Genomic DNA, 22702 nt, shown 5'->3' with positions numbered 1-22702 from the left:
ATTTATATAAAAAGGAGAAAAAAATGAGCAAATTTCAAGTACGAATTTCAGCAGAATCAGCATTTTACATTCGCGAACTACGTAAAATTTATGAACAAGAATCTGACACACACATTACTAAAGCAATTATTATTGCCAAAGCCTTTGATTCAACACAAAACGTTACTAACTGGAAAAAAGTTGTACAGGATAATTCAATTCCTCTAAACAATATTTATCCTGTTGAAGAAAAAGAGTTAAAAATAAACGTGGATATCAGTGATAGAGTAGCCTCAGGGATTAAGCAGTATAAAAACATTCTCCCCTCTGCTACAAATACTAGAAGTGTTACACTTGGGGTCTGCCTAAAGTATATCTTAAAAGCTGCACTACTTTCATATCAAACACAAAATGATGAACTGATATCTGAAGACGCATTTGAGAAACAATTTATAGAACTTCAAAAGAATCTATCGGAAATTGTCGCTCCTGTTAACTACGATACTTTGACAAATCTTCTTTGGGATTTTAAGAATAAATTTATTAAGTATTAATTTCACCACAATCAATTGAAATTTTTAAATAAAAAATGTACAAAAAAAATGTATTTTTGTGTTGCGTTTTTGTGTTTTTGTGTTATAATAGTTTACAAATAGAACACTCAATCGTATTTTTTACATTGAGATTCTTGATTATAAAAAAATATACGGAGGCCGAAGATGAAAATAGGCACATTTAATTTTGAAAATTATAGAAATTCAAATTTAGTAGATAGCAATACTGGCAACGCAAAAAAACTTTTGGAAAGTGATTTAGACATTATTGCTATATCAGAAATCTACAATCACCAAATCAAATATCTAGAAAGTGAAAAATATAAGGTATTTTCTCCTTTACACTTACTAGAACTTAATAAGCCACAGTTGACCACTGTAATCATGGTAAAGTCAGAAATTCTAACAAAATACAATCTAAAACAAGTTGCTCCCCTTTTGACAGAGCACCCACTTCAATATCGAAATTTAAGATTGGTTGGGGACAAAATCGATATTAATAGCTTTTATCTCCCTACTGGTGCACCTAACCAACGGTCAAAAGAATATGGGATTAACACGATTCTCGATTATATAAAAGATTGGTCTAATTCAGATAATATCAATCTTGCGTTTGGTGATTGGAATATTAACGACGGAACAGAATCATTAAAAAACTATTTCGATTCGTACAAAAATAAATTCTCAAGTGACGAAAAATACAATCAGTTAAAAAATTCATGGACAGAGCTATCGAATAAATATAATGGATGGAATATAGCCAAAGAAAAAGTAGGAGATAAAATTACATGTATTGATAAAAAATCTCATGTTGATTTTATTTATTCAAATAGACCTATTTCAAAGATAGAACACCTTGAAAACTATATAAAATCAGACCACAAAGCAGTAATTGCTGAACTAAAATTATAAATCGAAAATACATGCTTCCCTTATAGCGGACGATAAAAAGACAAAATTTTCATTAGAAACTATGGGGAATCTTTGTCACTTCTAAAAATAATCCTACTTTATATGCAACTTACTACTTAAACTAAGTGAAAAGATATGATAAGCCCTAAAATTTAGGGTTTATTTTTTTATTTTTTTAAAAAAATGTACATTTTTGGAATTTTTTTTGTAAAAACTATTGAATTTTTTAAATTTTGTTGTATAATGTATTTTGTAGAAAGGAAATGTACAAAAAATTGACCTTTGAAAATTTAATAGTTCGAAGCCCTTTTAATTTTTAATACTGGAGGAAAAAATATGAAATTTGAACAATGCATTCACACTTTTAAAAAAGGCGATATCTTCTTTGAGGATAACCAAATTCCAATCAATAACTTTTGGCAAATCATTGATATCAAGCAAGTGGTTACGACCACATTAAGCGGTTCAGAGATATTAGAAAAAAAGAAAATTACGTTAACAATGGCACACATTGGCTTTGAGACTATCGATTCTCATGAGAATTTTGGAAAACGAACAATCGAGCCAATTCCGAATGGTTTTACCGATACTACTAGTTATGACCAACAAAGAAAACAAGTAATCTCAGAAAAGCCATTAAAGAAATTTTCTAAAACGTTAGATTTTGAGAATAGCACCTCAGACCAGCCAAAGTTCTCTACTGCACATCTCAAACTTGTCCGATACACTGATGGGATAACTTTAACCCAAGATGAGGAATGGTTCGAAAACCGATACAACCTAAAATAAGGAGAAGATGATGACTCAATTAGCTTTTACACACAATCCCAATGCCCTGATAGTATCACTTGATGATACTATCCCTACGGCTAAAAGTATTATCCTCGATTATTCAGAACAAGATATCATTTTTCCTGTTCTAGATGAGTACTCAAACAAAAACAAAGACTTTGAATTTATTTTCGGAAATGATATTCTTCTCATCCCTGACCCAAGAGAGACCCTTGGAAAAAAATTTCAAGCCTTTTTTAATAATGATATGATTCCAACAGAATCCCTCGGTAGTTGGTTTGTTTGTTTTGGAATTATTGAAAAGAATGACCAATTTATCGTTGCTGGAGATATGACATTACAACATATTTTAAATGCCAAAAAACACCTTACTTTAAGGTACGGTAATAAAACTATCCACCCGAAATTTATCTAAGGAGATATCATGAAATTTATTCACAATCGAAATCCTACAATTTCTCTTACAAAACGCAACATCAACTGGATATTCTACTCAAAAATAGCTAAATATATAGCTTATATCATGCTAATAATTAGAATAAACATACTATTCAACAATCTCAGCCCTTTGAATATAATCATGTTGCTATTTTCTGTTGGACTAATTTATATCTTACAAAAACTTTCTTTGCGAATTTACAAGCGATATAAACCCAGAGATACCTTACTTTACTTCTTAAAAGCAAATAATTTATTCACAGAAAAAAAGATAGATGGCAAAACCTATATCGCTACCTCTGCTATTTTAGGCTGGAAAGAAACCGAAAATAAAATTATTATTACTGCTTATAAACAAGGTGACGCCTATTCCAAGCGTTTAGAGAACATAGATATAGAACTATCTGCTTTAATTGGACTTCCGCTTGAGAATAAAATCATCCGACCTTCGACAGTCGAATACCACTACTACACTATTAAACCTACTAGACTTCGGACTAACACTTTTTCAACGATAGCAAATAATGACCTTACTATTCCACTAGGATATGGAGTTACTTATAACCCTAGTGAATGCCCGCATATAATGATAGCTGGCGGAACTGGCTCTGGAAAATCTATTCTAATTTCATATTTCATTTTAGAAATATTAAAAAGACACTCCGAATTATTCATAGCTGACCCCAAAAATTCTGACCTCGGAAGTTTATCACACTATCTAGGTTCGGAAAGAGTTGCTACTTCTCCTAGTCACATTGCTCGTATTGTCCGCTTAACCGTTCAAGAAATGAACCGGCGGTATGAGTATATGAGAGAAAACTTTAGGTATGGTGCTAACTTTTCAGACCACGGTTTCAAAATGACTTGGTTAATTTTTGACGAAATGGGCGCTTTTCAAGCAAGCGGAACAGATAAAAAATCAAAAGAAATTATCCAAGAAGTTATGGACGGAATAAAACAGATTATTCTCCTCGGAAGACAAGCAGGAGTATTTATCCTTGTATCAGCTCAACAAGTTAATGCTGACACACTCAATACTGATTTAAGAGATAACCTCGGATTACGTATTGCCCTTGGAGCTAACTCTTCAGAGGGCTATCGAATGGTCTTCGGTTCTGCTACTCCAGTAAAACGACAACCCATCGAAGTTAAGGGAGCTGGCTATCTCTATATGCAAGGCTCTGGAAAGGAATCTGCCGAATATTGGGAAAGCCCATATCTAAATCCAAAAGAGTTCGACTTTATTAGCGAACTTCAAAAATTGATACACTAACTCAAAATACTATCAATCCTTGTATGTGAGTAATTCAGTTTACTGATTTACTCATAGGAAAGGATTCATCATCGCTTGCGATGACAAAAGAAAGGAATATTTATGAAACTAAATGATTTTTTAAAACCAGAACTACTTGGCAACAAATTCTTTGCAATAAAAGGGCTTACCGAAGTGCATGACCGTGAAACTCAAAAACTCTCTGCCTACCGTGTGAATATTTCCATCCAAGATGAATCCTCAGATTTCTTTATGGAGATGATTCAAGTGAAGGTAAACACCACTACCCCAACAATTTCTTACGAAGAGATGTCCAAAAATAAAACTCGTGAGGTTATTTTGAAAGACTTGAATGTTGGACAATTTAATGGTAACCTATGGTTTACCTGCTCCGATATTTTGCCGGTAATAAAATAAACTCCAAGAGGTAATACATGAAATTCTACACTTATACTGACTTTGACAAATCACACCTGACTTTTTCTGAATGTCAAACTATTCATGAACAAATCCTAAACTCATCCAATAAGCTTGACAGCGAATTTCAAGAGTATTGGATAGAGCTCTTAACTTATTGTATTGAATATACAGAGGCACGAGCAAAATGGTTACTACTGTCACGAGAAGAAAAATTGGATTTTGATTCTACCAGAACTACTATTCATAACAAAGTAATCCATAACCTAAAACTAATTAAAGCACTTGCTCTTGAAAATAATAAAGATTGTAGTTGGTACGAAAAGTTTCAAGAGGACCGAAAACGTATCGGTGATTTTGCCAACTACTTGGTATATGCCTATGCTATTAACGCTAGATGATTGAGGTTACTTATGATATACTTCATCGCTGACACTCACTTTTATCATGAAAATGTTATAAAATTTTCCAATCGCCCCTTTATAAACGCTGATGAAATGAATAGAAAGCTCATCAGCAATTGGAATCAAGTTGTAACTGAAAATGATGAAGTCTATATTCTCGGCGACTTCCTTTTTCGAGGAAAGGCCGAGCAAGCAAATGAAGTTTTAACAAGCCTAAATGGCAAGAAGTACTTAATCAAAGGGAATCATGAACATTATCTTGATTCCCCTGATTTTGACCAAACCTTATTTGAATGGGTTAAAGATTACTACACATTTCGATATAAAAAAAGAAAATTCATTTTATTTCACTATCCCATACTGGAATGGGAAGATTATTTTCATAACTCGATCCACTTGTACGGACATGTTCATAACAATAGAACCGACTATTTCAAAGACATATTAGGAGACCGTGCAATAAACGTAGGTGCTGATATGATTAATTTTACACCTATTAGCATTGAACAAATCCTAGATATTGTAAAGGAGTGATGATATGACTAAAACAATCCTCATCGGCGACACACACTTAAAAAATGGACTAATCCTGCCAATCATTGATAATATCATTGAAAATCATTCTGTAAAACAAGTTATCTTCATGGGGGACTACCTTGACACAAGAATTCAAGGGCAACAAAACAATGCAAAGCTTTATGCTAAAGACTTGATTTATTTAGTTGATTGGAAAAAGAAAGCTACTGAAAAAGGAATTTCATGTACATTTCTAATAGGGAATCACGACATCTTCTACTATCTGGGAATCCCTACTTCCTTTACTTTGACTAATCAAGAAGCTTTTGAAGCTATCGGAGATACACTAGAGGAACTTGACCTACAAATCGCTTTTCAATTAGACGATTACCTTATTTCACATGCCGGTTATAACTTCTTATTTGATGTAGAGGATTGGCACTTTTCTAGATTGTCCCTAGAGAACGAGGATGAATTGATTCGTTTTGCTAGTGCTATTGGTCCAATGAGGGGCGGTCAAGATTTAGCTGGTTCTCCTGTATGGGCTCATATTGAAGAAATTGAAATAGCACCCAATCCCGAATACCCAAAACAAATTGTTGGACATACTCCTCAAACCTCTATTGACTTGTCTAAAAATATAATAGGAATTGATACTTTTGCGATTGATGAAGAAATGAATTTTTTTGGAAACGGGGATATTCTCCTCTATGATTCTGAAATCAAGGAGTTTTCTGTTATTGCTACTAAGTGGAAATCTGTTGAAACTTTTGACAGATTGAAAAAGTATATCGGAGGAAAATAATGGCTATTTACTATGCAATGAGTGATATTCATGGATATCTTGATGAATTTTTAGTGGCTCTCGAAAAAGTTGATTTAACTATGTCGGAAAATCACTTATTTATACTTGGAGATTATATAGATAATGGGGAATACTCTTATCAAGTCCTTGAAAAAATTAGAGAGCTCGAATCTAATTATCCTAACCAAGTCACGGCACTCTTAGGAAACCACGATGAGTGGTTCTAACATTGGCTAATTAACGAAGATGTAAATGCTGAATATTTTCCTGAGACCATTAAAAGTTTCTTTTCATTAGAGGAATTGACCCAGCTTTTCCAGAAGAATCCTAGTCAGTTTGAAGAAGCTATCCGAGATGAAATTAAATATAATCCAAAATTCACTCCTTTCATGGAGTGGTTTAAAAGAAAATACCAAGAACCTAGATATATTGAAACAGATTGGCAAATCTTTGTTCATGCTGGTATCGATGAAGAAGCAGGTGTTTTTTGGAAAGAGGGAACTGACCCTAGTATATTTACAAATAAATTCCCTGTTACAACCGGAAAATTTTCAAAAGATATTATCTCAGGACATGTTGGTTCTTTTCAAGTCGCCGATAATAAAGATTATCTGGGAAAAATTTTCTTTGATGAACACAATCACTACTTTATAGACGGAACAGTTGACCAGAGCAAAGTCATCCCTGTTCTTGAATTTGATACCCTAAACCAAACCTATAACTACTAAATTTTTTTCACAAGAAAAACTGCCGACTGGTCGGCAAGCTGGAAGCGTGTTTAGCGGAGCGATTCTTGTGATAAAAATTCAGAGGAGCTTGCTCCTCTAGTTTATTTATTATATAGGCAAACGTTACGAGAAAATGAGGTGATTTTGTGAGTTACAATCGCAAAATTATCCGAACTTCCTCGTACCTTGAGATTTGGGAATATAGTTCCCCTATTTTCTCAAGTGATAATACTGATATTGAAACCAATCAAGTTAGTTTAAAAGATAAGAAAAAACGTAGAACGTTTGATGAACTTACACCTGATGAACAAGATGAAAGATTAAACCGTATATCAAAGACACGTAAAAATTCAAAATGGAAACTCCAAAGACTAATAGATAGCAATTATGATAATAAAACAAGTTTCCTTACCCTTACTACAAAAGCAAATATTCAAGACCGAACAGAATTTAATACAATGTTTGACAAGTTTATCAAAAGATTGAACTACTACATTTACAATTCTAAACGAAGGCAACTAAAATATATCTCAGTATTAGAACGACAGAAAAGAGGAGCGTGGCATGCACACATTCTTCTTTTTAATTTCCCTTATGTTCCTCACAAAGACTTATTAAGGATTTGGGGACACGGGGCTGTTCGGATAAACAAATTAGACAGCCTAGATGATTCTTCCAATGCTGGTAGATATGTCGCAAAATACATGGAAAAAGGCATAGGGCAAGAATTGTTAGAGAGCTTAGGAAAGAAAGCTTTTTACTCCTCTAGAAACCTTAAGCAACCTGAGGAAATAAAGCTTTTAACAAATGAAAATGTAGAAGACCTTATCCAAACTGATGACATCCTTTACGAAAGTACCTACAACAGTAAAGTTTTCAGAAAAGGACATTTTGTAAATAACAAGGTCAAGTATCGAAAAATCAAAATTGATAAGGAGTAAGGAAACATGCAAGTGATTTTACCAACAGAACAAGTACAAGAAATTCAATCAATGATTGCGAATCTACTACAACATGAGATCTCTCATTTCAAGGAAGATCTGGGATTAGATAGCCCTTATCTCAATAAGGTACAAACTTGCCAATATCTAGGTATTTCAAATAATACATTAGATAGCTGGATTCAAAAAGGGCTTCCTGTAATTAAAATCGGCAAAACAGTCCGTTTTAATAAAAATGAGATTGATAGATGGCTTTGTAAAAAAAGCATGCTATAATATTGCTAATGATATATCCTGACTCTAACCAAGGAGAACATCATGACTGTTACTAAAACAAGTAGTAATACCTACAACTTAAAAGTGTATATTCCAAAAGAAATCCGTTCAAAAATGGGCATAAAAGGAACTCACTTTGTCAAACGCTATAAAACACGAAAGGAGGCTAAAGAAGCTGAGCTTGATATTTTAACTAAGATACATCAACTTGAAAACGGAGAAAACCTCGTCTTCTCTAAAGATGGAAACATCTTATTTTCTGACTTCTATAAGCATGTTTGGTGGGACTCTTATAAAGCTGGACAAACTACTTCAACAACTAAACCGCCAACACAGGTAACTATTGACAATACTGAAACTGTTTTTAGAAGGCATATCTTACCAATGTTTGCAAATTTCTCGATAGATTTTCTCAATCAGAATAAACAAGTTGTCCTTAATCTCATGACGGCTAAAGCCGAAGAATATGCAAACTTTAAAGTCATTCGTAGCTACGTAAATTCAATCTTCGATTGGGCTGAGGAACTTGAATATATCGAAAGCAATAGATTATCTAAAACTATTAAACGTATCAAGGCAACTAAGAAAATTAAACTCCAAGAATCCAAGATAGAAGAGGAATTGTATCTTTCTAGCGAGGAGTTACAAGAATGGTTTGAAGCATTTAAGGAAGATTTAGACAATGACAAAATATCGTTGAAAGACTATGTCTTATTTTTTACAACCTTTATTCTAAACGATAGAAAATCCGAATCTTATGCCCTGCATTGGAAAAACATTGATTTAGACAAGGCAGAAATTAACCTGAAAAATGCTCTTGATAAATATAAAAACTTGAAATCTACAAAAGGAAACAAGAAAACAATTTTCTCTATCCCTTATTACCTTGTAACACTCCTATCCCAATGGAAAATACAACAAAAACAAGAGTTAGCACAATTTGATATTATGCAAACTCCTGACCAGCTAGTATTTACTTATATCGATACAAAAGGGAATGTCAATAGCCCTTTACACGTTGATTATCTGAACAATAAAATGAACTCAGTAAGGAGACGCCATCCACGCTTAAAGCATGCCACACCACATAAACTAAGGCATACAGGTGCTACACTTGCTAGACAGGCAGGAATGAGCCTAGAAGCCATTTCTGAGGCTCTGACACATAGTGACACTATCACAACAAAAACCTATGTAAACACCTCAAACGTTGTTCCTCTATCTGCTGGCACCCTCGCCTATCAACATATTCAAAATAAATAGGGTAAATTTAGGGCAACTTTTAGGGCAAACTTTCGTAAAAAGCATAGAAAAAAGCACCCATGAGGTAAACTCTTGAGTGCTTTGAAACGTTGATTTCTCGCGGATAATTAACGTTTTGAGAACTGACTAGCTTTACGTGCTTTCTTAAGACCTGGTTTCTTACGTTCAACCATACGAGCGTCACGTGTAAGAAGGCCTGCGCGTTTCAATGAATCGCGGAAGTCTGGGTCTACTTGAAGAAGTGCGCGAGCGATACCGTGACGGATAGCTCCTGATTGACCAGCGTAACCACCACCTACAACGTTAACGAAAACGTCGTATGAACCTTGAGTTGAGGTAACTGCGAAAGGTTGGTTGATGACCAAACGGAGGTCAGCGTGTGGGATGTACTCTTCTACATCTTTTTTATTTACAGTGATTTTACCAGTACCTGGAACCAAACGAACGCGTGCAACTGCGTTCTTACGACGGCCAGTACCTGCATATTGTGCTTGTGCCATGTTTTATTTGCTCCTTTCCTCTTAGATAAGTCCTGAGATATCAAGTACTTCTGGTTGTTGTGCAGCATGAGTGTGCTCGCTACCAACAAATACTTTCAATTTCATACCTTGTGCGCGTCCAAGAGTGTTGTGTGGAAGCATACCTTTAACTGATTTCTCAATCAGGCGAACAGCATTTTTAGAACGCAATTCACCAGCAGTGATTGATTTCAAGCCACCTGGGTGAAGTGAGTGAGTGTAGTACACTTTATCAGTTGCTTTTTTACCAGTCAATTTAACTTTTTCAGCGTTAATAACGATAACAAAATCACCTGTATCAGTATGTGGTGTGAAAGTTGGTTTATTTTTTCCGCGAAGTACGCTAGCAACTACTGCAGAAAGACGTCCAAGTGGCACATCAGTAGCGTCTACGACATACCATTTACGTTCAACTTGGCCTGGTTTAGCCATAAAAGTTGTTTTGTTCATGATTTCTCCTATATATAGTGCGATTATTTGTTTACAAGTGCGGTGGGTGTTCCGTCCCACCAAAGGTATTTGGAAGGTTCCGGGGCCTTTCAAATGGGGTAAACAATACCGTCTAATATCATATCAAAAAAACAGAACCAAAGCAAGTACTTTGAGTCTGTTTTTCCTTTTATGGTTCGGAACTATAAGAAAGCTAAATTTCAAGTAGAAGTTAGCCACTCAAGATAAATTGCCTAGGTGACATGTAGTTCAAACATTTTTTAGGATAGTTATTTATCCAATTTTCGATGAAAGCGACCTGTTTGTGGGTTGTTTTCATTGTGCCTTTTGGGAGCCAACGTCTGATAAGCCTGTTATGATTCTCATTCGTGCCCCTCTCCCAGGAGGAGTAAGAGTGAGCGTAATAGATGTGTTCTTCGGGGAAAACATCAGAGAGGCGGTTAAATTCTGTCCCATTATCGGCTGTAATGGATGCGATGGTATAGTGTTTGAGAATACTATCGACTGCCTGATTGACGGAGTGAGCGGTCTTATCAGGAATCAGTCTAATGAGCCGATGGCGACTTCTACGGTCTGTCAATGTGAGCAGGCACTGTTTTTTCTTCTGCGTGAGAATGACTGTATCAATCTCATAGCGGCCGTTTTCAAGGCGTTGATTAATGTGGTCAGGTCGTTCCTCAATCGACTTTCCAGCTAGCTTGAAGCGAGATCTTGCTTGTTTCTTTTGCGCTTTTGGCTTTCTAGCATAGAGTAAATCCTTGTAGGTCTGTCCTAATTGCCCATGATGAATCCAGTAGTAAATGGTGGATGCTGGAACATCTACTTTTTTTGATTTGACCATCATCTCAGGAGAGAATTTTTTCTTGATGTAGTGCAGAATTTTCTCCTTCATTGGCTTGTCTAAGCGACACTTTCTGACAGAACGTTCACGTGCCTTCTCATACTGATTTTGAGCATAATTAGCAGAGTAGACCATTTCAAATTTTCCTTTTCGCACTTTTGGCGAACGAAACCACGCTTGATGTCATTGTTAATGGTTTGTGGAGCTTTTCCAAGCAAACGCGCAATCTCAAGGTTGGATTTTCCTTCTATTCTCCACTATTCAATCAAGCGACGCTCCGCTATTTTCAAGTACTTGCCTTTTGAGGTATAATAAGTGTGCATCTTAAAGAGTCTCCTTGTGTTTGTGGTGAACTACAAGTCTATCTCTTTGAGATGCTTTTTCATTCTCTTAGCTGGCTAACTTCATTTTAGAAAATGACGGAACTATAAGAAAAAGGAACCCATTTTATTAGGTTCCTATAGCGATTCTATTACGATCATCACTTTGAATTTTTAGTGAGCTAAGTATAGCGTTATGTTTTATTTAATCTGATATAAGAGGCTATAATCCAGCCGATGTATAATATTAGCAAATAAATATAGGAATTTAAAATTAAATCAAAAAAATTTATGATGTTTAATTTGGTTACGACAATTGAAAAAATAAATATTAATCCTAATGTTTGGTTAGCATTATTAAAAGATTTAATTAGTTTATTGGAATCCAGCATTATTTACACCACCCCAAAGATAATTGAAATCGAACCAAATTCCATCTTTTATTTGACTTGATCCAATTCCTAATAAAGCGCATGCTATTTCGACGGCACGACTAGGAGCGTATATTCCTCCAATAGCAAAGCCTGCTTGGAGAGCTAAACTTAAATTATTTGCGTCAATATAAATTCTTACATAATTCCAATAAAATTCAATTGCGTTTTTGCCAGGGGAACGAAAAAGTAGTTCTGTAGTACCAATTGTTTTATTATAACTATTTGTAAATATACCTTCTTCTCTTTCTGCTTGTGAAATTTTAAAGTTAGTATCTGCAATTTGCAGTTTTGCTAGATATTCAACTTCTTTAGAAAGTGTGTTTTCTTCATTTAAAACAAATCTATTGTCTTTGATAGTAACAAACTGATCTACTAATTGTGTTTCAGATTCTGTTAAAGTTCGGCTGACATTGACAGTTTCAGTATTTTCATCAGCTAGTACTTGTGTCGCTGGAACACTTGAGAAAACTAATGGACTGATTGTTATACCTAAGATAGCTAATGTAGCTAGTTTTTGAGAACGTTTTTTCATGATAAATTTCCTTTCTAAAATATTGATTTTTTTGTTGAGACTAGTCTTTACACTCATAAAATACTACTATTTCAAAAAAATACAAGTCTTTTTTTTAAAAATTATTTATAGTATAATAAAAATGATAACGCTTAAAAAATAAAAATGCTGGTGCAAAATGCATCAGCTTTTTAAATTGGGTTCGGCATTCGACTGATTCCACCGGAGGGTATCAGTTTTGAGAATGAGCCGAACAAATCACGCAGTCAGTTACTTGAGTCATAACTACCAGAGAAAACGGGTGATTATGATTTCTTTATGCATCAAAAATATTCCCGACTTCAACGGTGACTTTATTATTCTTAACATCAATTTCTGAAACACTAAGCAAAGACTTATAGGCAAAATTCTCGCGAGTTTCTTGAGTGTTGTCTGCAAAGACTGCCACACCTACAAGAGTTGAGTCAAACTCGTTCAAAAGACTCGTCATACCTGTAATAGTCCCTCCACCTTTCAAAAAGTCATCCACGATAAGGACACGGCTGTTTGGTTTTAAGCTGCGCTTAGATAAGAACATTTTTTCGATACGATCGCTTGATCCCGAAGCGTAGTTGACTGAGACTGTAGATCCTTCGGTGATTTTCAAATCACGACGTACAATAACGAAGGGAACATTGAGAACATTTGCGACAGCATTTGCCAAAGGAACCCCCTTGGTAGCTACAGTCATGACAGCGTCAATCTTCTCTCCTTGAAAGGCATTAGCAATAATACGACCAACATTTTGCAGAATAGATGGTGTACTAAGTAGGTCTGACAAATAGATATAGCCTCCTGGCAGAATACGATCGCTCTCTGAAAGGCTCTGACAAAGTTCCTCAACGATAACACGCGCCTCACTCTCAGCGATACCAGGTGTGAAAATGACGCCTCCGCTAGCGCCAGTAACGGTATCAATCTGACCAATACCTGCTTCTTCAAAGGCTTTTTTGATAATGGAAATATCCTCTGAAATAGAAGATTTAGCCGCCTCATATTGCTCCGCAAAAGTATTTAGACTTGTTAAAATATAGGGGTTGTTAATGAGGTAGTTTGCAATAACTACCATGCGTTCGCTACGACGTAACTTCATAGGCTCCTCTTTCTTATCATCTTTTCTGTTATTATACCATAAGACACATAAAAAGCGAACATTTCACTTGAAAAACGTTCACTTTTTCGTTTATTTTAGTATTTTGGCTTGTAGAAAGAGCGATTATCCATAGCAAAAATCTTACTGGTCATCTCACCTTCTGAAATGCGGCTGAGAGCTGTCGTCATCATCATCATTTCGGCATCTATGTTATCAATCATGTGGAGAATCTCAGCTTCCATAATCCGTGGACGAACGGGACTACCATATTCTAATTGCCCATGGTGGCTAAGAATAACATGACGAAGCACTGTCACTTCTTCCTTGTCATCATCAATTTGTAGCTCTGCTATTGCCTTTGTGATTTCCTCATTGATAAGGGCAATGTGCCCAATCAGATTGCCACGTACTGTGTACTCTGTATTATCAGGACCAGATAACTCAATAACTTTAGCCAAGTCGTGGAGCATGATGCCCGCAAAGAGCAAGCTCTTATTAAGGTCTGGATAAATATCACCGATAGCGTCTGCTAAACGCACCATAGTTGCCGTATGATAGGCAAGACCTGTCTCAAAGGCATGATGATTGGTTTTGGCTGCTGGGAAAAGGTAAAACTCTTTGTCGTATTTACGATAAAGATTTCTGACAATTCGTTGCCAAGTGGCGTTTTCAATGCGAAACATAACCTGTTCTAAATAGTCCTTGACATCACTGGCCTTGACAGGTGGTTTTTCCTTGAACTCTGATGGGTCAGAAGGTTCCCCATCTCTCGGATTTCTGAGAGTAATTTGGTTAACCTGTGGTGTCCCATTGTAGATTTCACGGCGTCCCTTCATAAAGACTACCTTGCCGGCCACAAATTCTTCGACATTATAAGGCTGAGCGTCCCAAAGATTTCCTGAGATTTCTCCTGAGTCATCTTGGAATGTAAAAGAAATATAATCCTTACCAGCACGCGTTTTTCTGACTTCAGCTGATTTGATTAGGTAAAATCCTTCAAAAAGCTGGTCTTGTTTCATCTTAGCTATTTTCATTGGTATCCTCATCTAGAAAAATCTGGTCATCTTCAATCGGAAGATTGAGCAGGGACTGAGTCGCCTGATCTTGGTAGGTTTCAACAGTATTTAGGGCTCTGATAATGGCATTTGTTCGTGTCGTCAGGAGGCTATCCACAGTTTTTGAAGCTGTATTGAGTTGCCGCTGCGCTTTGACTAACATGCCTCCAAACTTGCCAAATTCACTCTTAACATTACCCAAAATCTTGCTGATATCGTCAGCATTTTTTTGGATGTTCAGGGTTTTAAAGCCAACTGATAGGGAGTTGAGAAGGGCAGATAAGGTCGACGGTCCTGCCACTACGATATTTTCTTCACGGCGTAATTTATCAAAGAAGTCTGCATTACGCACCACCTCTGAGTAGAGACCTTCGGTTGGTAAAAACATAACGCCAAAATTGGTCGTCTCAGGCGGATTGAGGTACTTGGTCTGAATATCCTTGGCAAAACGCTTGATAGAACCCAGAAGTTTTTTGCGGTGCAGATCAATCTGTTCCTTATCACCGGTCTCGTAGGCTTCTTCCAGACGATAGTAATCCTCCAAAGGAAATTTGGAATCAATAGGCAGATAAACATAATCGTCCTGACTGGTTCCTGGGAGCTTGATGGCGTACTCAACACGCTCGCTCGAGCTAGAGACTGTGGCAAATTCTCGTTCGTACTGACTTTCAGTCAAGATATCTTCGATAATCTGTCCCAACTGTAATTCACCTAAAATACCGCGAGTTTTAGTATTCGAGAGAACCTTGTTGAGTGCCCCAACATCTTGAGCGACGGTTTTCATTTCGCCCAAACCTTGATTGACCGACTCCAATTGTTTAGAAACCGTCTCAAAGGAGGCTTGCAGACGATTCTGCAAAGTTTTTTCCAACTTTTCTTCAACGGTTTGGCGCATTTGCTCAAGGCGTTCTTCGTTAGAAGACTGCAACTCTTTCACCGACTGGGTCAAGTTTTGGTTTATCATGGCCAGACGTTGGTCAGATTGGTTGCGATTTTCCGTTAGATTTTCATGAAGGACATCTCGTAAGTCTGTCAGCTGATGATAGAGATCTGACTGCAAACGGTTGACGTGTTGGGCAAGAGCTAGCTCTTGTTCTTTAGAGAGATGTGACAACTGGTAGGAGATCTGCTCGGATAGGTTATCCGCATGGTTGTCCAGTTGTTTATCAATGTTCGATTTTAATTCTGCTACTTTTAGCCATATGACCAGCGACACCAGGAGGCTAGTAACAGCTATGATTAGTAAAAAAAGTTCCATACTAGCTCCTATCTCGCGTTCGGAGGACGACCAGATAGCCCGACGGCACAGTCACCTCTATAGGATTATTCGTAAATTCATTGCTGGAGTAGATTTTCTTTCTGAAAAAGTTGCTGGCGCTCAGCTCATATTTGGCACCTGAAATTTCCAACTTCCCCTCGCCCTCCAGCATAAAGGAGATGTATCTTTCGTTTTTTGGAAAAAGCTGGTGCTTTCCAGCTGACAGGTAGGAGATATGATTTTGTGAGTCTACTAGACTGATTTGAGCCATAAAAGGAGCTAGCGCAGGGTCCGAAGGCAGAAAGAGATTAGATACAAGGTGATCCAAACGGCCACCAAAAGCTCCAAAAATCGTCACTTGCGCTTCTGGGTAAGCCTCAAAAATCAGCTTGAGAGCTAATTCCGTATCTGTATCTTCTTTTTCCGCAGGTGCTAATGTGAATTGTTCAGCGGCAGCCTGAATGCCTTCCCGTTCTAAAACAGAAACCGAATCAAAATCCCCAATCGCCCAGTCCAGCGGCAGCTTTTTTTCCAAAAGAGTAAGGCAGGCCCTATCGACAGCCACGTATAAGTCAAAAGCTGTCTCAATAGGCGACCAGTCCCCACCTGCTACAAGGGCAATCTTAGGCGTCAAGAGCATGTCGCAAAGTCCCAACCTGAGCCACCAAGTCGTTTGCTTTAAAGAGGTAAGAGCCCGCTACAAAAACGTTGGCTCCGGCTACCGCACAGGCTTTGATAGTGTTATCATCAACGCCACCGTCAACTTCAATATCAAAAGTCAAACCTTTTTGGTCACGAAGTTCAGCTACACGCGCCACCTTTTCGAGGCATTCAGGGATAAAGGCCTGACCCCCGAAACCTGGGTTAACCGTCATGATGAGAACCTGGTCAACCAAATCAAGAACTGGAATCAGAGCTTCGACCGGTGTTCCTGGATTAATTACCACACCAGCTTTCATGCCAGCAGCCTTAATTTTTTGCAGAGCACCGTGGATATGGATGGTGGCTTCTGTATGAACGGTCATGATATCCGCACCAGCGTGTGCCATGGCATCCACATAACGCTCAGGATTGACCACCATGAGGTGAACATCAAAAACTAATTTTGAATGCTTACGCATGCTAGCAACCACATCAGCACCAAAGCTGATATTTGGCACAAACTGACCATCCATGATATCAATATGAACGTACTCAGCATCAGTCTCTTCGATACGACGGAGCTCGCTGGCAAAGTTAGCGTAGTCTGCTGCTAAAATTGAAGGAGCAATTTTGTAGTGTGACATGAAAAACCTACTTTCTTTTGATAACTTTTTTATAAACTTCACGACGATTTTCAATTTCCGAGAGAAATTGAAGGTAATTATCATAGCGTACTTGCCAAAGTTGACCGGCTTCCAGAGCTTCCTTAACGGCGCAGCTCGGCTCATGGGTGTGGGTACAGGAGCGGAATCTACAGTCTCGGCTAAGCTCTTTCAGCTCCGGAAAAGCGGCTGTTAAGTCTTCAGCCGTTGAGACTTCGTAGTCTAAAGAAGAAAAACCGGGCGTATCAGCAATTTTACCATCATAAACGTTATAAAGACTGACCGCGCGCGTGGTGTGGCGTCCCCGTCCTAAACTGTCTGAAATTTCTCCTGTTGCCAGTTCGAGGTCGGGAGCAATTTTATTGAGCAGGGTTGATTTTCCGACGCCTGTCTGTCCCATAAAGACGGTGATTTTATCTTTCAACAGCGGCAGCAAGTCGTCCAAATTATAACAAAAATCATAACCAATGGCTTCATAGTGATGGCGAATATCATCCATTTCAGCCCTGCTTTTCAACAAATCTAGCTTAGAAATATAGACCACAGGCTGGATATTTTTGTGCTCCAAGAGAACTAAGAAACGGTCCAAAAGATTGCTATTAAAATCTGGCTCTTTGGCCGACATGATAACCACCGCCTGGTCTATATTAACAATGGGAGGACGCACCAATGCATTCTTTCGCTCATGAATGGCTAAAATGTAGCCCTCGGAATTTTCCTCAGCAGAAAACTCCACCTCATCACCGACATAAGGTGTCTGACCTTTTTTGCGAAAATTTCCCCTCGCTCGCGTCTGATAAACTTGCCCTTGCGCCTCTACATAGTAAAAGCCAGCCAGAGACTTAATAATTTTTCCTTGCAAATGAACTCCTTATAGGGTTTGATAGTACTATTTTACCAAAAAATACTAAAAATGAACGGCCTAAACCGCTCATTCTTAACTTTTGATTGCTTTTGGTAATAAGGCTAGACCCAAAACCAAGCTGAGACTTCCTAAAACCAGAAAAGCAGTTGAGCTGTCAGAACTAAATAGCCCGATGGCTTGGAGGGCAAAAGCTGCGCCACCACCTCCCAAATTACAGCCTAGAAGGACAAGAGTCGTTGCCTTTCCAAGCTGATGGGATGGAAACCTTTCAGAGACTTTATGAAAAACGAGGGTGACCCCTAAATTGTAAACAATCCCCGTCACGACCGCCCCAAGTCCAATCATAAAGAGGGAATGGCTCTGCCAAATAACCAGCATGCCAAGCCCTAATAGAATAGCCACGGCTGGCATAAACCACTTTTTAAGGAGTGATAGAGCTTGTCCGAAAACAGTTCCTGCAACAATTCCCATCAACATCATAGCAGTCAAGATAAAACTAGCTTGACTGGCTGTCCCAATTTTAAGACTTTCTACGAAAACTGGAATACGAAGGGTGTTGGCCGTGTTAAGCAAAATGACAAAGCCTGCATAAAAGGCTAGCGAAACCAGATAGAGGATTTGTTTTCTTGTAAGCGTTACTTTATGGTTGGCTACTTCTGTTCGTACCTCCTGTTTATCCTTTGGTACAAAGATAAGATAGAGTCCCAGCATGATGAGACCAATCAGATAAACGAGATAGGATTTTTCCCAGCCCAGCGTCAGTAACTGACCTGCTAAAAATGTCAAGGTAGCAGAACCTAAGACCTCCGAAGAACCCCGCAATCCAAGAAGCTTGGTCCTCTCCTGTCCCTGATAATAGTGGCTGATAATATTGATAGCATGGGCATTCATCAGGCCGACACCAAAACCCAAAATCAAGCGCGAAGCAAAGACCAGCGGATAAAGCTGGGTTAGAGTCGGCAAGACACCACCAAAACTAACCATTAAAAGACCCGTGATGAGAGCTTGGCGTTCAGAAAAGAGGCGGTTAATCAACGGTGAGGCAAGAAGGACTCCTAAAATCATCAAGGATGACAAGGAAAAGAGCAACTCCACCTGAGCTGTTGAATAGCCTAAATTCCCATAGTAAACCAGCATATCTGGTAAGGCCGATGAGACCGCAAAAGGGGTCACCAGCATGAAGGAAAGCCCTAAAAGGCTGACCTTTTTCATCAATTCTTTCATGTTTTCTTTCTATAATTCTTCTGCTAAGGAGTCTATATCTTCCTGAGTGGTTGACCAAGAGGTAGCTAGACGAATGACTGTGTGATTTTCGTCGTATTTTTCCCAAAAACTATAGACGACGGATTGACCTAATTTTTCCAATTTACGATTTTCCATAATCAAAAACTGCTGGTTGGTCGGACTTTCCAGATAAAAGCGATAACCTTTTTCCTTGAGGAGAGCTCTCAGCTGCTTAGCCAGGAAAATGGCAGAGCGGCCAATCTCAGTGTAGAGATTATCTGCAAAGAAGCGGTCAAACTGCACACCAAAAAGACGACCTTTTGCCACTAAAGCCCCGTGTTGCTTGACGATAGCGGTAAAGTGCTTGGGCATGTTTTGCTTGGTGAAGACGATAGCTTCTCCCGCCAGGGCTCCCATCTTGGTACCACCGATATAAAAGACATGGCAGAGCTTAGAAATGATTGGCAGCGTCAGCTCATTTTCTTCAGCTCCTAAAGCGTAACCCAGACGAGCTCCATCCATAAAAAGGGGAATCTGATAAGCATCGCAAATATTGGATAAGGATTCAAGCTCAGCTTTTGTATAAAGCGTACCGTACTCAGTAGGATGAGAAATATAGACCATGCCAGGAAAAACCATGTGTTCATGGTTACCATCAGCGTAAAAATCTTCCAAATGTTTTTTCACATCCTGAGCTGAAATCTTGCCCTCCTTATGAGGCAAGGGTAGAACTTTATGACCTGAAAATTCAATCGCCCCAGCTTCGTGAGTGGCAATATGCCCCGTCTCAGCAGCCAGAACTCCCTCGTAGGAAGTCAAGAGACTGTTGATAACCAGTTGATTAGCCTGAGTACCACCTGTCACAAATTGAACCTGGGCTTGAGGGCAGGCGCACGCCTTGCGAATCTTATCTGCTGCGCTTTGCGTGTAGGAGTCAGTGCCATACCCTGATAAATTGATGTGATTAGTCTCCACCAAGGCCTGCAACAGAGCTGGGTGGACACCCTCATTGTAATCATTTTCAAAATGCAACATAAATCAATATACAAAGCCGTTAAGCGATGCAAAAGAAAATAGAAAAGGCAACGAAGATACCTATATTTTTTTCTAAAACATCCTAGGCGTGCTCAATGATACACGCTCACCAGCTTTCCTTTCCTTATTTTTTAAAATAGAAGTCTCAACACAGCCATGCTGGCGCAACCAATCAAAACAGTCAACATAACATTCTTGGTTCGCAACATCACTATAAATGTCGGTATGATAGCCATCAGCTCTGCCAATTTCACAGAAGGTGAGCCTCCAACCTCTGTCGTCACGACGCTTGATAAAATCAGAGCAAAGATAATTGAAATAGGCAGGTAGTTGAAAAAGCGGATGACTTTGTCGGGAAGTGTAACCATCCTAACGATAACATAGGGCAAACCCCTAGGTAACCAAGTGACTACGGTCGCCAGCAAAATGGCTACAAACAGGTAAGTTCTAGTCATCAGTCATCACCCCCACAAGGCATGCGGTCAGAGTCGCTACAAGCACCGCCAGAGAACCCGTCATAAAATAACCCGCCAGCAAATAAGTCACCATGACCGTTAGCAAAACCATACCAATTTTCTTTAGGGGCAAACGTTTGGCCATGCCCGCTAACTGTCCTGAAAAGATGGCCACAAACATGGCTATGAGGGCAAAGTCAATGCCTAAAGCGGCTGGATTTGGCAAGAGTTTTCCAAGTGCAGCTCCCATAGTGGTCGCTAAGCACCATGAAGCATAAGAAGCGAAATTGTTACCATACATCCAAGCTAGACTTGCCTGCCCCGCTGTGACCTTTTGCCCTAAAAGAACCCCATAGCTCTCATCAGTCATAAAAGAGCCAATTAGTACCTGTTCCCATAGCTTGTCTTTTGGAAAAAGCGTTGCAGTGTGCAGATTCATAAGAAAATGACGGAGATTGGTCAAAAAAACCGTCAAAGCAATACTGGCTAAATCAGCCCCAGCCAAAAGAAGGGCACAAAGTACAAACTGGCCAGAACCCGAATAGACAAAAAGACTGGTCAAAAGGGTCTCAAAAGGCGATAATCCTGTCTCGTTAGCTACAATCCCATAAGCCAGACCAATAGACAAGTAGCCCAAAACCGTCGGAACCGCAGCCCTAGCTCCCAGACGCCACTCACACTCTCTCATAAAAACCTCTCGTTTCTATATTGTTCCTATTTTAACACAAAGAAAAGGGCTTGGAAAGTTCCAAACCGCTTTCAATTAAATATAGAGGACTGTGAGATTAGAGAAAACTAAATCACCTCTGATGTGCAAAATCTTATCGGTTTCTGCCTTTGGTGGCTGACAATCAACTCGGCTGAAGACATTGTCACTTTGAACATCAACTGCCCAATTCCGAGGGAGGTACAGGGTAGCGCTACCAAAGACTACATCTAGATTAAAGCTTGCCTTATCGCCTAGAATGACCGCATTATCGAAATAAATGCTTGAAGTACTAAATACGATATCAGCATCGCCATGAACAAAATTATCATCATTGATGTAACGAGTACCAGAGCCCATGCCCTTGCCAATCAAAGCTTCAACTCTGCCATTTTTCCTCACATAGCCCTGCCATTTCCCCCACCGAGGAAAAATAAGCTGAAGACCAATGTAGATTAAAACGGCAGCTAAGATAAGATGCCAAGTGCCAATCACGAGCCAGTGATACTCACTGTTTAGGGTAATAAAGGCGACCGCTCCCCCTGCATAAGCTAAATGAATGTCTTTTCTAAAAAGATAGGTCACACTTTCAATAATAGCATAGACAACTAAAAATAACTTCCAAAGAGGCAAACCCAAGCTTGGCAACTGGTCTCTAAAAATAATGAGCCCTGCTGCGCCAATCAGCACCAGTCCCCAAAAGATGTTTTTTTTGCTGTTCATAACTTACCTCATTTCCTGTAATTTTTCTTTTAAAAATTGATAATAATGTCGCGAGACATGCACCTGCTTGTGGGTTTCGTAAAAACGAATAGTTGATGTCCCCGAGAAAGACTTATCCAGAGAATAAATCTGTTTGATATTGACAATGGTACTTTTTGCCACCCGACAAAAATAGCTGGGCAGGTAGTCTTCAAGCTCATAAAGCTCAAGTTTGACCTCGTAAGCCTTACTTCCAGTATGCCCAAAAATCTTATCCCCATCTGTCTCAAAAAAGAGAACATCTATCAAATTGATAAAATATTCGCTACTTCCCTTGTAGAAAATCAGAGGAGGACGACTGACCTGAGCTAAAACCTGCTGGAGATGCTCCACCTGGGCAGATAGGTGACTAGCCTTAATCACAACTTCAACATCGTCTAAACTGTCATCTATTTCAATTTTAACTTTCATCATGTCCTCCTTTCATTTTTTATTATAGCAGGGCTTTTTCAAATAACAAGAGCTTTTGGGTAAGTGGTCACTTATTGCCAGTAAGTCGTCAAAAAAAGAATCCAAACTTGCATGGATTCTTTC

27 protein-coding genes and 2 pseudogenes are annotated in these 22702 nt (G+C 38.5%); 13 read left to right on the top strand and 16 right to left on the bottom strand.

Annotated elements, in window-relative coordinates; translation table 11 throughout:
* The first annotated feature begins 23 nt into the window (after positions 1–23).
* The 13 genes and pseudogenes from G576_RS0102045 to G576_RS0101985 all read left to right on the top strand — a co-directional run bounded on the left by G576_RS0102045 (position 24) and on the right by G576_RS0101985 (position 9298).
* On the top strand, positions 24–533 hold the full coding sequence (locus tag G576_RS0102045; protein ID WP_027973155.1) for a hypothetical protein: 510 nt from the start codon (positions 24–26) through the stop codon (positions 531–533).
* 165 nt (positions 534–698) lie between these two features.
* On the top strand, positions 699–1445 hold the full coding sequence (locus tag G576_RS0102040; protein WP_027973154.1) for an exonuclease/endonuclease/phosphatase family protein: 747 nt from the start codon (positions 699–701) through the stop codon (positions 1443–1445).
* A 336-nt stretch (positions 1446–1781) separates the two neighbouring features.
* Entirely contained in the window at positions 1782–2234 is a 453-nt protein-coding gene (locus G576_RS0102035) for a hypothetical protein (RefSeq protein ID WP_027973153.1), read from the top strand.
* A 10-nt stretch (positions 2235–2244) separates the two neighbouring features.
* Positions 2245–2652: a hypothetical protein gene (locus tag G576_RS0102030; protein ID WP_027973152.1), complete on the top strand. Its 408-nt coding sequence runs from the start codon at positions 2245–2247 to the stop codon at positions 2650–2652.
* Positions 2653–2661: 9 nt separating this feature from the next.
* Positions 2662–3948, top strand: a complete 1287-nt coding sequence (locus tag G576_RS0102025) for an FtsK/SpoIIIE domain-containing protein (RefSeq protein ID WP_037618235.1) — start codon at positions 2662–2664, stop codon at positions 3946–3948.
* Positions 3949–4050: 102 nt separating this feature from the next.
* Positions 4051–4365, top strand: a complete 315-nt coding sequence (locus G576_RS0102020) for a hypothetical protein (RefSeq protein ID WP_027973150.1) — start codon at positions 4051–4053, stop codon at positions 4363–4365.
* A gap of 17 nt (positions 4366–4382) precedes the next feature.
* The gene (locus G576_RS0102015; protein WP_027973149.1) at positions 4383–4766 is read left to right on the top strand and encodes a hypothetical protein; all 384 of its coding nucleotides are present in this window, start codon (positions 4383–4385) and stop codon (positions 4764–4766) included.
* A 12-nt stretch (positions 4767–4778) separates the two neighbouring features.
* A complete protein-coding gene (locus G576_RS0102010; protein ID WP_027973148.1) occupies positions 4779–5303 on the top strand; it encodes a metallophosphoesterase in 525 nt (174 codons plus the stop codon).
* A gap of 4 nt (positions 5304–5307) precedes the next feature.
* A complete protein-coding gene (locus G576_RS0102005) occupies positions 5308–6090 on the top strand; it encodes a metallophosphoesterase (protein ID WP_027973147.1) in 783 nt (260 codons plus the stop codon).
* Positions 6090–6818 (top strand): annotated as a pseudogene (locus G576_RS12110) (metallophosphoesterase). The gene G576_RS0102005 and the pseudogene G576_RS12110 overlap by 1 nt, the downstream one beginning before the upstream one ends.
* Before the next feature lie 146 nt (positions 6819–6964).
* Positions 6965–7759 carry a rolling circle replication-associated protein gene (locus G576_RS0101995; protein ID WP_027973146.1) on the top strand — a complete coding sequence of 265 codons (795 nt, stop codon included), beginning with the start codon at positions 6965–6967 and terminating at the stop codon, positions 7757–7759.
* A gap of 6 nt (positions 7760–7765) precedes the next feature.
* Positions 7766–8035: a helix-turn-helix domain-containing protein gene (locus G576_RS0101990; RefSeq protein WP_027973145.1), complete on the top strand. Its 270-nt coding sequence runs from the start codon at positions 7766–7768 to the stop codon at positions 8033–8035.
* Between the two features lie 42 nt (positions 8036–8077).
* Complete coding sequence (locus G576_RS0101985; protein ID WP_027973144.1) at positions 8078–9298, top strand: site-specific integrase; 1221 nt, start codon at positions 8078–8080, stop codon at positions 9296–9298.
* A gap of 107 nt (positions 9299–9405) precedes the next feature.
* Here the strand turns inward: G576_RS0101985 and rpsI are convergent, their stop codons facing one another.
* From rpsI to G576_RS0101905, 16 genes and pseudogenes are all read right to left on the bottom strand, one after another.
* Entirely contained in the window at positions 9406–9798 is a 393-nt protein-coding gene (gene rpsI, locus G576_RS0101980; RefSeq protein WP_018164140.1) for a 30S ribosomal protein S9, read from the bottom strand.
* A gap of 21 nt (positions 9799–9819) precedes the next feature.
* Positions 9820–10266, bottom strand: coding sequence for a 50S ribosomal protein L13 (rplM, locus tag G576_RS0101975; protein ID WP_024391353.1), 447 nt, complete (start codon positions 10264–10266; stop codon positions 9820–9822).
* Between the two features lie 211 nt (positions 10267–10477).
* Positions 10478–11430 (bottom strand): annotated as a pseudogene (locus tag G576_RS12105) (IS30 family transposase).
* Between the two features lie 372 nt (positions 11431–11802).
* Complete coding sequence (locus G576_RS0101965; RefSeq protein ID WP_027973143.1) at positions 11803–12393, bottom strand: hypothetical protein; 591 nt, start codon at positions 12391–12393, stop codon at positions 11803–11805.
* 295 nt (positions 12394–12688) lie between these two features.
* Entirely contained in the window at positions 12689–13504 is an 816-nt protein-coding gene (gene purR, locus G576_RS0101960; protein ID WP_027973142.1) for a pur operon repressor, read from the bottom strand.
* Positions 13505–13599: 95 nt separating this feature from the next.
* The gene (locus G576_RS0101955) at positions 13600–14538 is read right to left on the bottom strand and encodes a 3'-5' exoribonuclease YhaM family protein (RefSeq protein WP_027973141.1); all 939 of its coding nucleotides are present in this window, start codon (positions 14536–14538) and stop codon (positions 13600–13602) included.
* On the bottom strand, positions 14525–15817 hold the full coding sequence (locus tag G576_RS0101950) for a DNA recombination protein RmuC (protein WP_027973140.1): 1293 nt from the start codon (positions 15815–15817) through the stop codon (positions 14525–14527). Before G576_RS0101950 ends, G576_RS0101955 begins: the two co-directional genes overlap by 14 nt.
* Position 15818: 1 nt before the next feature.
* Positions 15819–16457 carry a thiamine diphosphokinase gene (locus G576_RS0101945; protein ID WP_037618226.1) on the bottom strand — a complete coding sequence of 213 codons (639 nt, stop codon included), beginning with the start codon at positions 16455–16457 and terminating at the stop codon, positions 15819–15821.
* Positions 16441–17103, bottom strand: coding sequence for a ribulose-phosphate 3-epimerase (gene rpe / locus G576_RS0101940; protein WP_027973138.1), 663 nt, complete (start codon positions 17101–17103; stop codon positions 16441–16443). The genes G576_RS0101945 and rpe overlap by 17 nt, the downstream gene beginning before the upstream one ends.
* 7 nt (positions 17104–17110) lie before the next feature.
* Positions 17111–17983: a ribosome small subunit-dependent GTPase A gene (gene rsgA, locus G576_RS0101935; protein WP_027973137.1), complete on the bottom strand. Its 873-nt coding sequence runs from the start codon at positions 17981–17983 to the stop codon at positions 17111–17113.
* 75 nt (positions 17984–18058) lie between these two features.
* The gene (locus G576_RS0101930) at positions 18059–19210 is read right to left on the bottom strand and encodes an MFS transporter (protein ID WP_027973136.1); all 1152 of its coding nucleotides are present in this window, start codon (positions 19208–19210) and stop codon (positions 18059–18061) included.
* Between the two features lie 9 nt (positions 19211–19219).
* Positions 19220–20245 (bottom strand): threonine aldolase family protein, encoded by a 1026-nt coding sequence (locus G576_RS0101925; RefSeq protein WP_027973135.1) that lies wholly within the window; start codon positions 20243–20245, stop codon positions 19220–19222.
* Between the two features lie 131 nt (positions 20246–20376).
* Positions 20377–20700 carry an AzlD domain-containing protein gene (locus G576_RS0101920; protein WP_027973134.1) on the bottom strand — a complete coding sequence of 108 codons (324 nt, stop codon included), beginning with the start codon at positions 20698–20700 and terminating at the stop codon, positions 20377–20379.
* A complete protein-coding gene (locus G576_RS0101915) occupies positions 20693–21388 on the bottom strand; it encodes an AzlC family ABC transporter permease (protein WP_027973133.1) in 696 nt (231 codons plus the stop codon). The genes G576_RS0101920 and G576_RS0101915 overlap by 8 nt, the downstream gene beginning before the upstream one ends.
* Before the next feature lie 75 nt (positions 21389–21463).
* Entirely contained in the window at positions 21464–22129 is a 666-nt protein-coding gene (locus G576_RS0101910; RefSeq protein WP_027973132.1) for a LiaF transmembrane domain-containing protein, read from the bottom strand.
* Between the two features lie 3 nt (positions 22130–22132).
* Complete coding sequence (locus G576_RS0101905; protein WP_027973131.1) at positions 22133–22579, bottom strand: LytTR family DNA-binding domain-containing protein; 447 nt, start codon at positions 22577–22579, stop codon at positions 22133–22135.
* Positions 22580–22702: the final 123 nt, after the last annotated feature.

It is taken from the genome of Streptococcus porci DSM 23759, from assembly GCF_000423765.1.
Classification (GTDB): domain Bacteria; phylum Bacillota; class Bacilli; order Lactobacillales; family Streptococcaceae; genus Streptococcus; species Streptococcus porci.
This window is presented reverse-complemented; position numbering and strand designations above follow the sequence as displayed.

Excerpts from the sequence above, each read along its gene's own strand:
- G576_RS0102045 (WP_027973155.1), top strand. The coding sequence starts at position 24 with ATGAGCAAATTTCAAGTACGAATTTCAGCAGAATCAGCATTTTACATT.
- G576_RS0102040 (WP_027973154.1), top strand. The coding sequence starts at position 699 with ATGAAAATAGGCACATTTAATTTTGAAAATTATAGAAATTCAAATTTA.
- G576_RS0102035 (WP_027973153.1), top strand. The coding sequence starts at position 1,782 with ATGAAATTTGAACAATGCATTCACACTTTTAAAAAAGGCGATATCTTC.
- G576_RS0102030 (WP_027973152.1), top strand. The coding sequence starts at position 2,245 with ATGACTCAATTAGCTTTTACACACAATCCCAATGCCCTGATAGTATCA.
- G576_RS0102025 (WP_037618235.1), top strand. The coding sequence starts at position 2,662 with ATGAAATTTATTCACAATCGAAATCCTACAATTTCTCTTACAAAACGC.
- G576_RS0102020 (WP_027973150.1), top strand. The coding sequence starts at position 4,051 with ATGAAACTAAATGATTTTTTAAAACCAGAACTACTTGGCAACAAATTC.
- G576_RS0102015 (WP_027973149.1), top strand. The coding sequence starts at position 4,383 with ATGAAATTCTACACTTATACTGACTTTGACAAATCACACCTGACTTTT.
- G576_RS0102010 (WP_027973148.1), top strand. The coding sequence starts at position 4,779 with ATGATATACTTCATCGCTGACACTCACTTTTATCATGAAAATGTTATA.
- G576_RS0102005 (WP_027973147.1), top strand. The coding sequence starts at position 5,308 with ATGACTAAAACAATCCTCATCGGCGACACACACTTAAAAAATGGACTA.
- G576_RS0101990 (WP_027973145.1), top strand. The coding sequence starts at position 7,766 with ATGCAAGTGATTTTACCAACAGAACAAGTACAAGAAATTCAATCAATG.
- G576_RS0101985 (WP_027973144.1), top strand. The coding sequence starts at position 8,078 with ATGACTGTTACTAAAACAAGTAGTAATACCTACAACTTAAAAGTGTAT.
- rpsI (WP_018164140.1), bottom strand. The coding sequence starts at position 9,798 with ATGGCACAAGCACAATATGCAGGTACTGGCCGTCGTAAGAACGCAGTT.
- rplM (WP_024391353.1), bottom strand. The coding sequence starts at position 10,266 with ATGAACAAAACAACTTTTATGGCTAAACCAGGCCAAGTTGAACGTAAA.
- G576_RS0101965 (WP_027973143.1), bottom strand. The coding sequence starts at position 12,393 with ATGAAAAAACGTTCTCAAAAACTAGCTACATTAGCTATCTTAGGTATA.
- purR (WP_027973142.1), bottom strand. The coding sequence starts at position 13,504 with ATGAAGTTACGTCGTAGCGAACGCATGGTAGTTATTGCAAACTACCTC.
- G576_RS0101955 (WP_027973141.1), bottom strand. The coding sequence starts at position 14,538 with ATGAAAATAGCTAAGATGAAACAAGACCAGCTTTTTGAAGGATTTTAC.
- G576_RS0101950 (WP_027973140.1), bottom strand. The coding sequence starts at position 15,817 with ATGGAACTTTTTTTACTAATCATAGCTGTTACTAGCCTCCTGGTGTCG.
- G576_RS0101945 (WP_037618226.1), bottom strand. The coding sequence starts at position 16,457 with ATGCTCTTGACGCCTAAGATTGCCCTTGTAGCAGGTGGGGACTGGTCG.
- rpe (WP_027973138.1), bottom strand. The coding sequence starts at position 17,103 with ATGTCACACTACAAAATTGCTCCTTCAATTTTAGCAGCAGACTACGCT.
- G576_RS0101930 (WP_027973136.1), bottom strand. The coding sequence starts at position 19,210 with ATGAAAGAATTGATGAAAAAGGTCAGCCTTTTAGGGCTTTCCTTCATG.
- G576_RS0101925 (WP_027973135.1), bottom strand. The coding sequence starts at position 20,245 with ATGTTGCATTTTGAAAATGATTACAATGAGGGTGTCCACCCAGCTCTG.
- G576_RS0101920 (WP_027973134.1), bottom strand. The coding sequence starts at position 20,700 with ATGACTAGAACTTACCTGTTTGTAGCCATTTTGCTGGCGACCGTAGTC.
- G576_RS0101915 (WP_027973133.1), bottom strand. The coding sequence starts at position 21,388 with ATGAGAGAGTGTGAGTGGCGTCTGGGAGCTAGGGCTGCGGTTCCGACG.
- G576_RS0101910 (WP_027973132.1), bottom strand. The coding sequence starts at position 22,129 with ATGAACAGCAAAAAAAACATCTTTTGGGGACTGGTGCTGATTGGCGCA.
- G576_RS0101905 (WP_027973131.1), bottom strand. The coding sequence starts at position 22,579 with ATGAAAGTTAAAATTGAAATAGATGACAGTTTAGACGATGTTGAAGTT.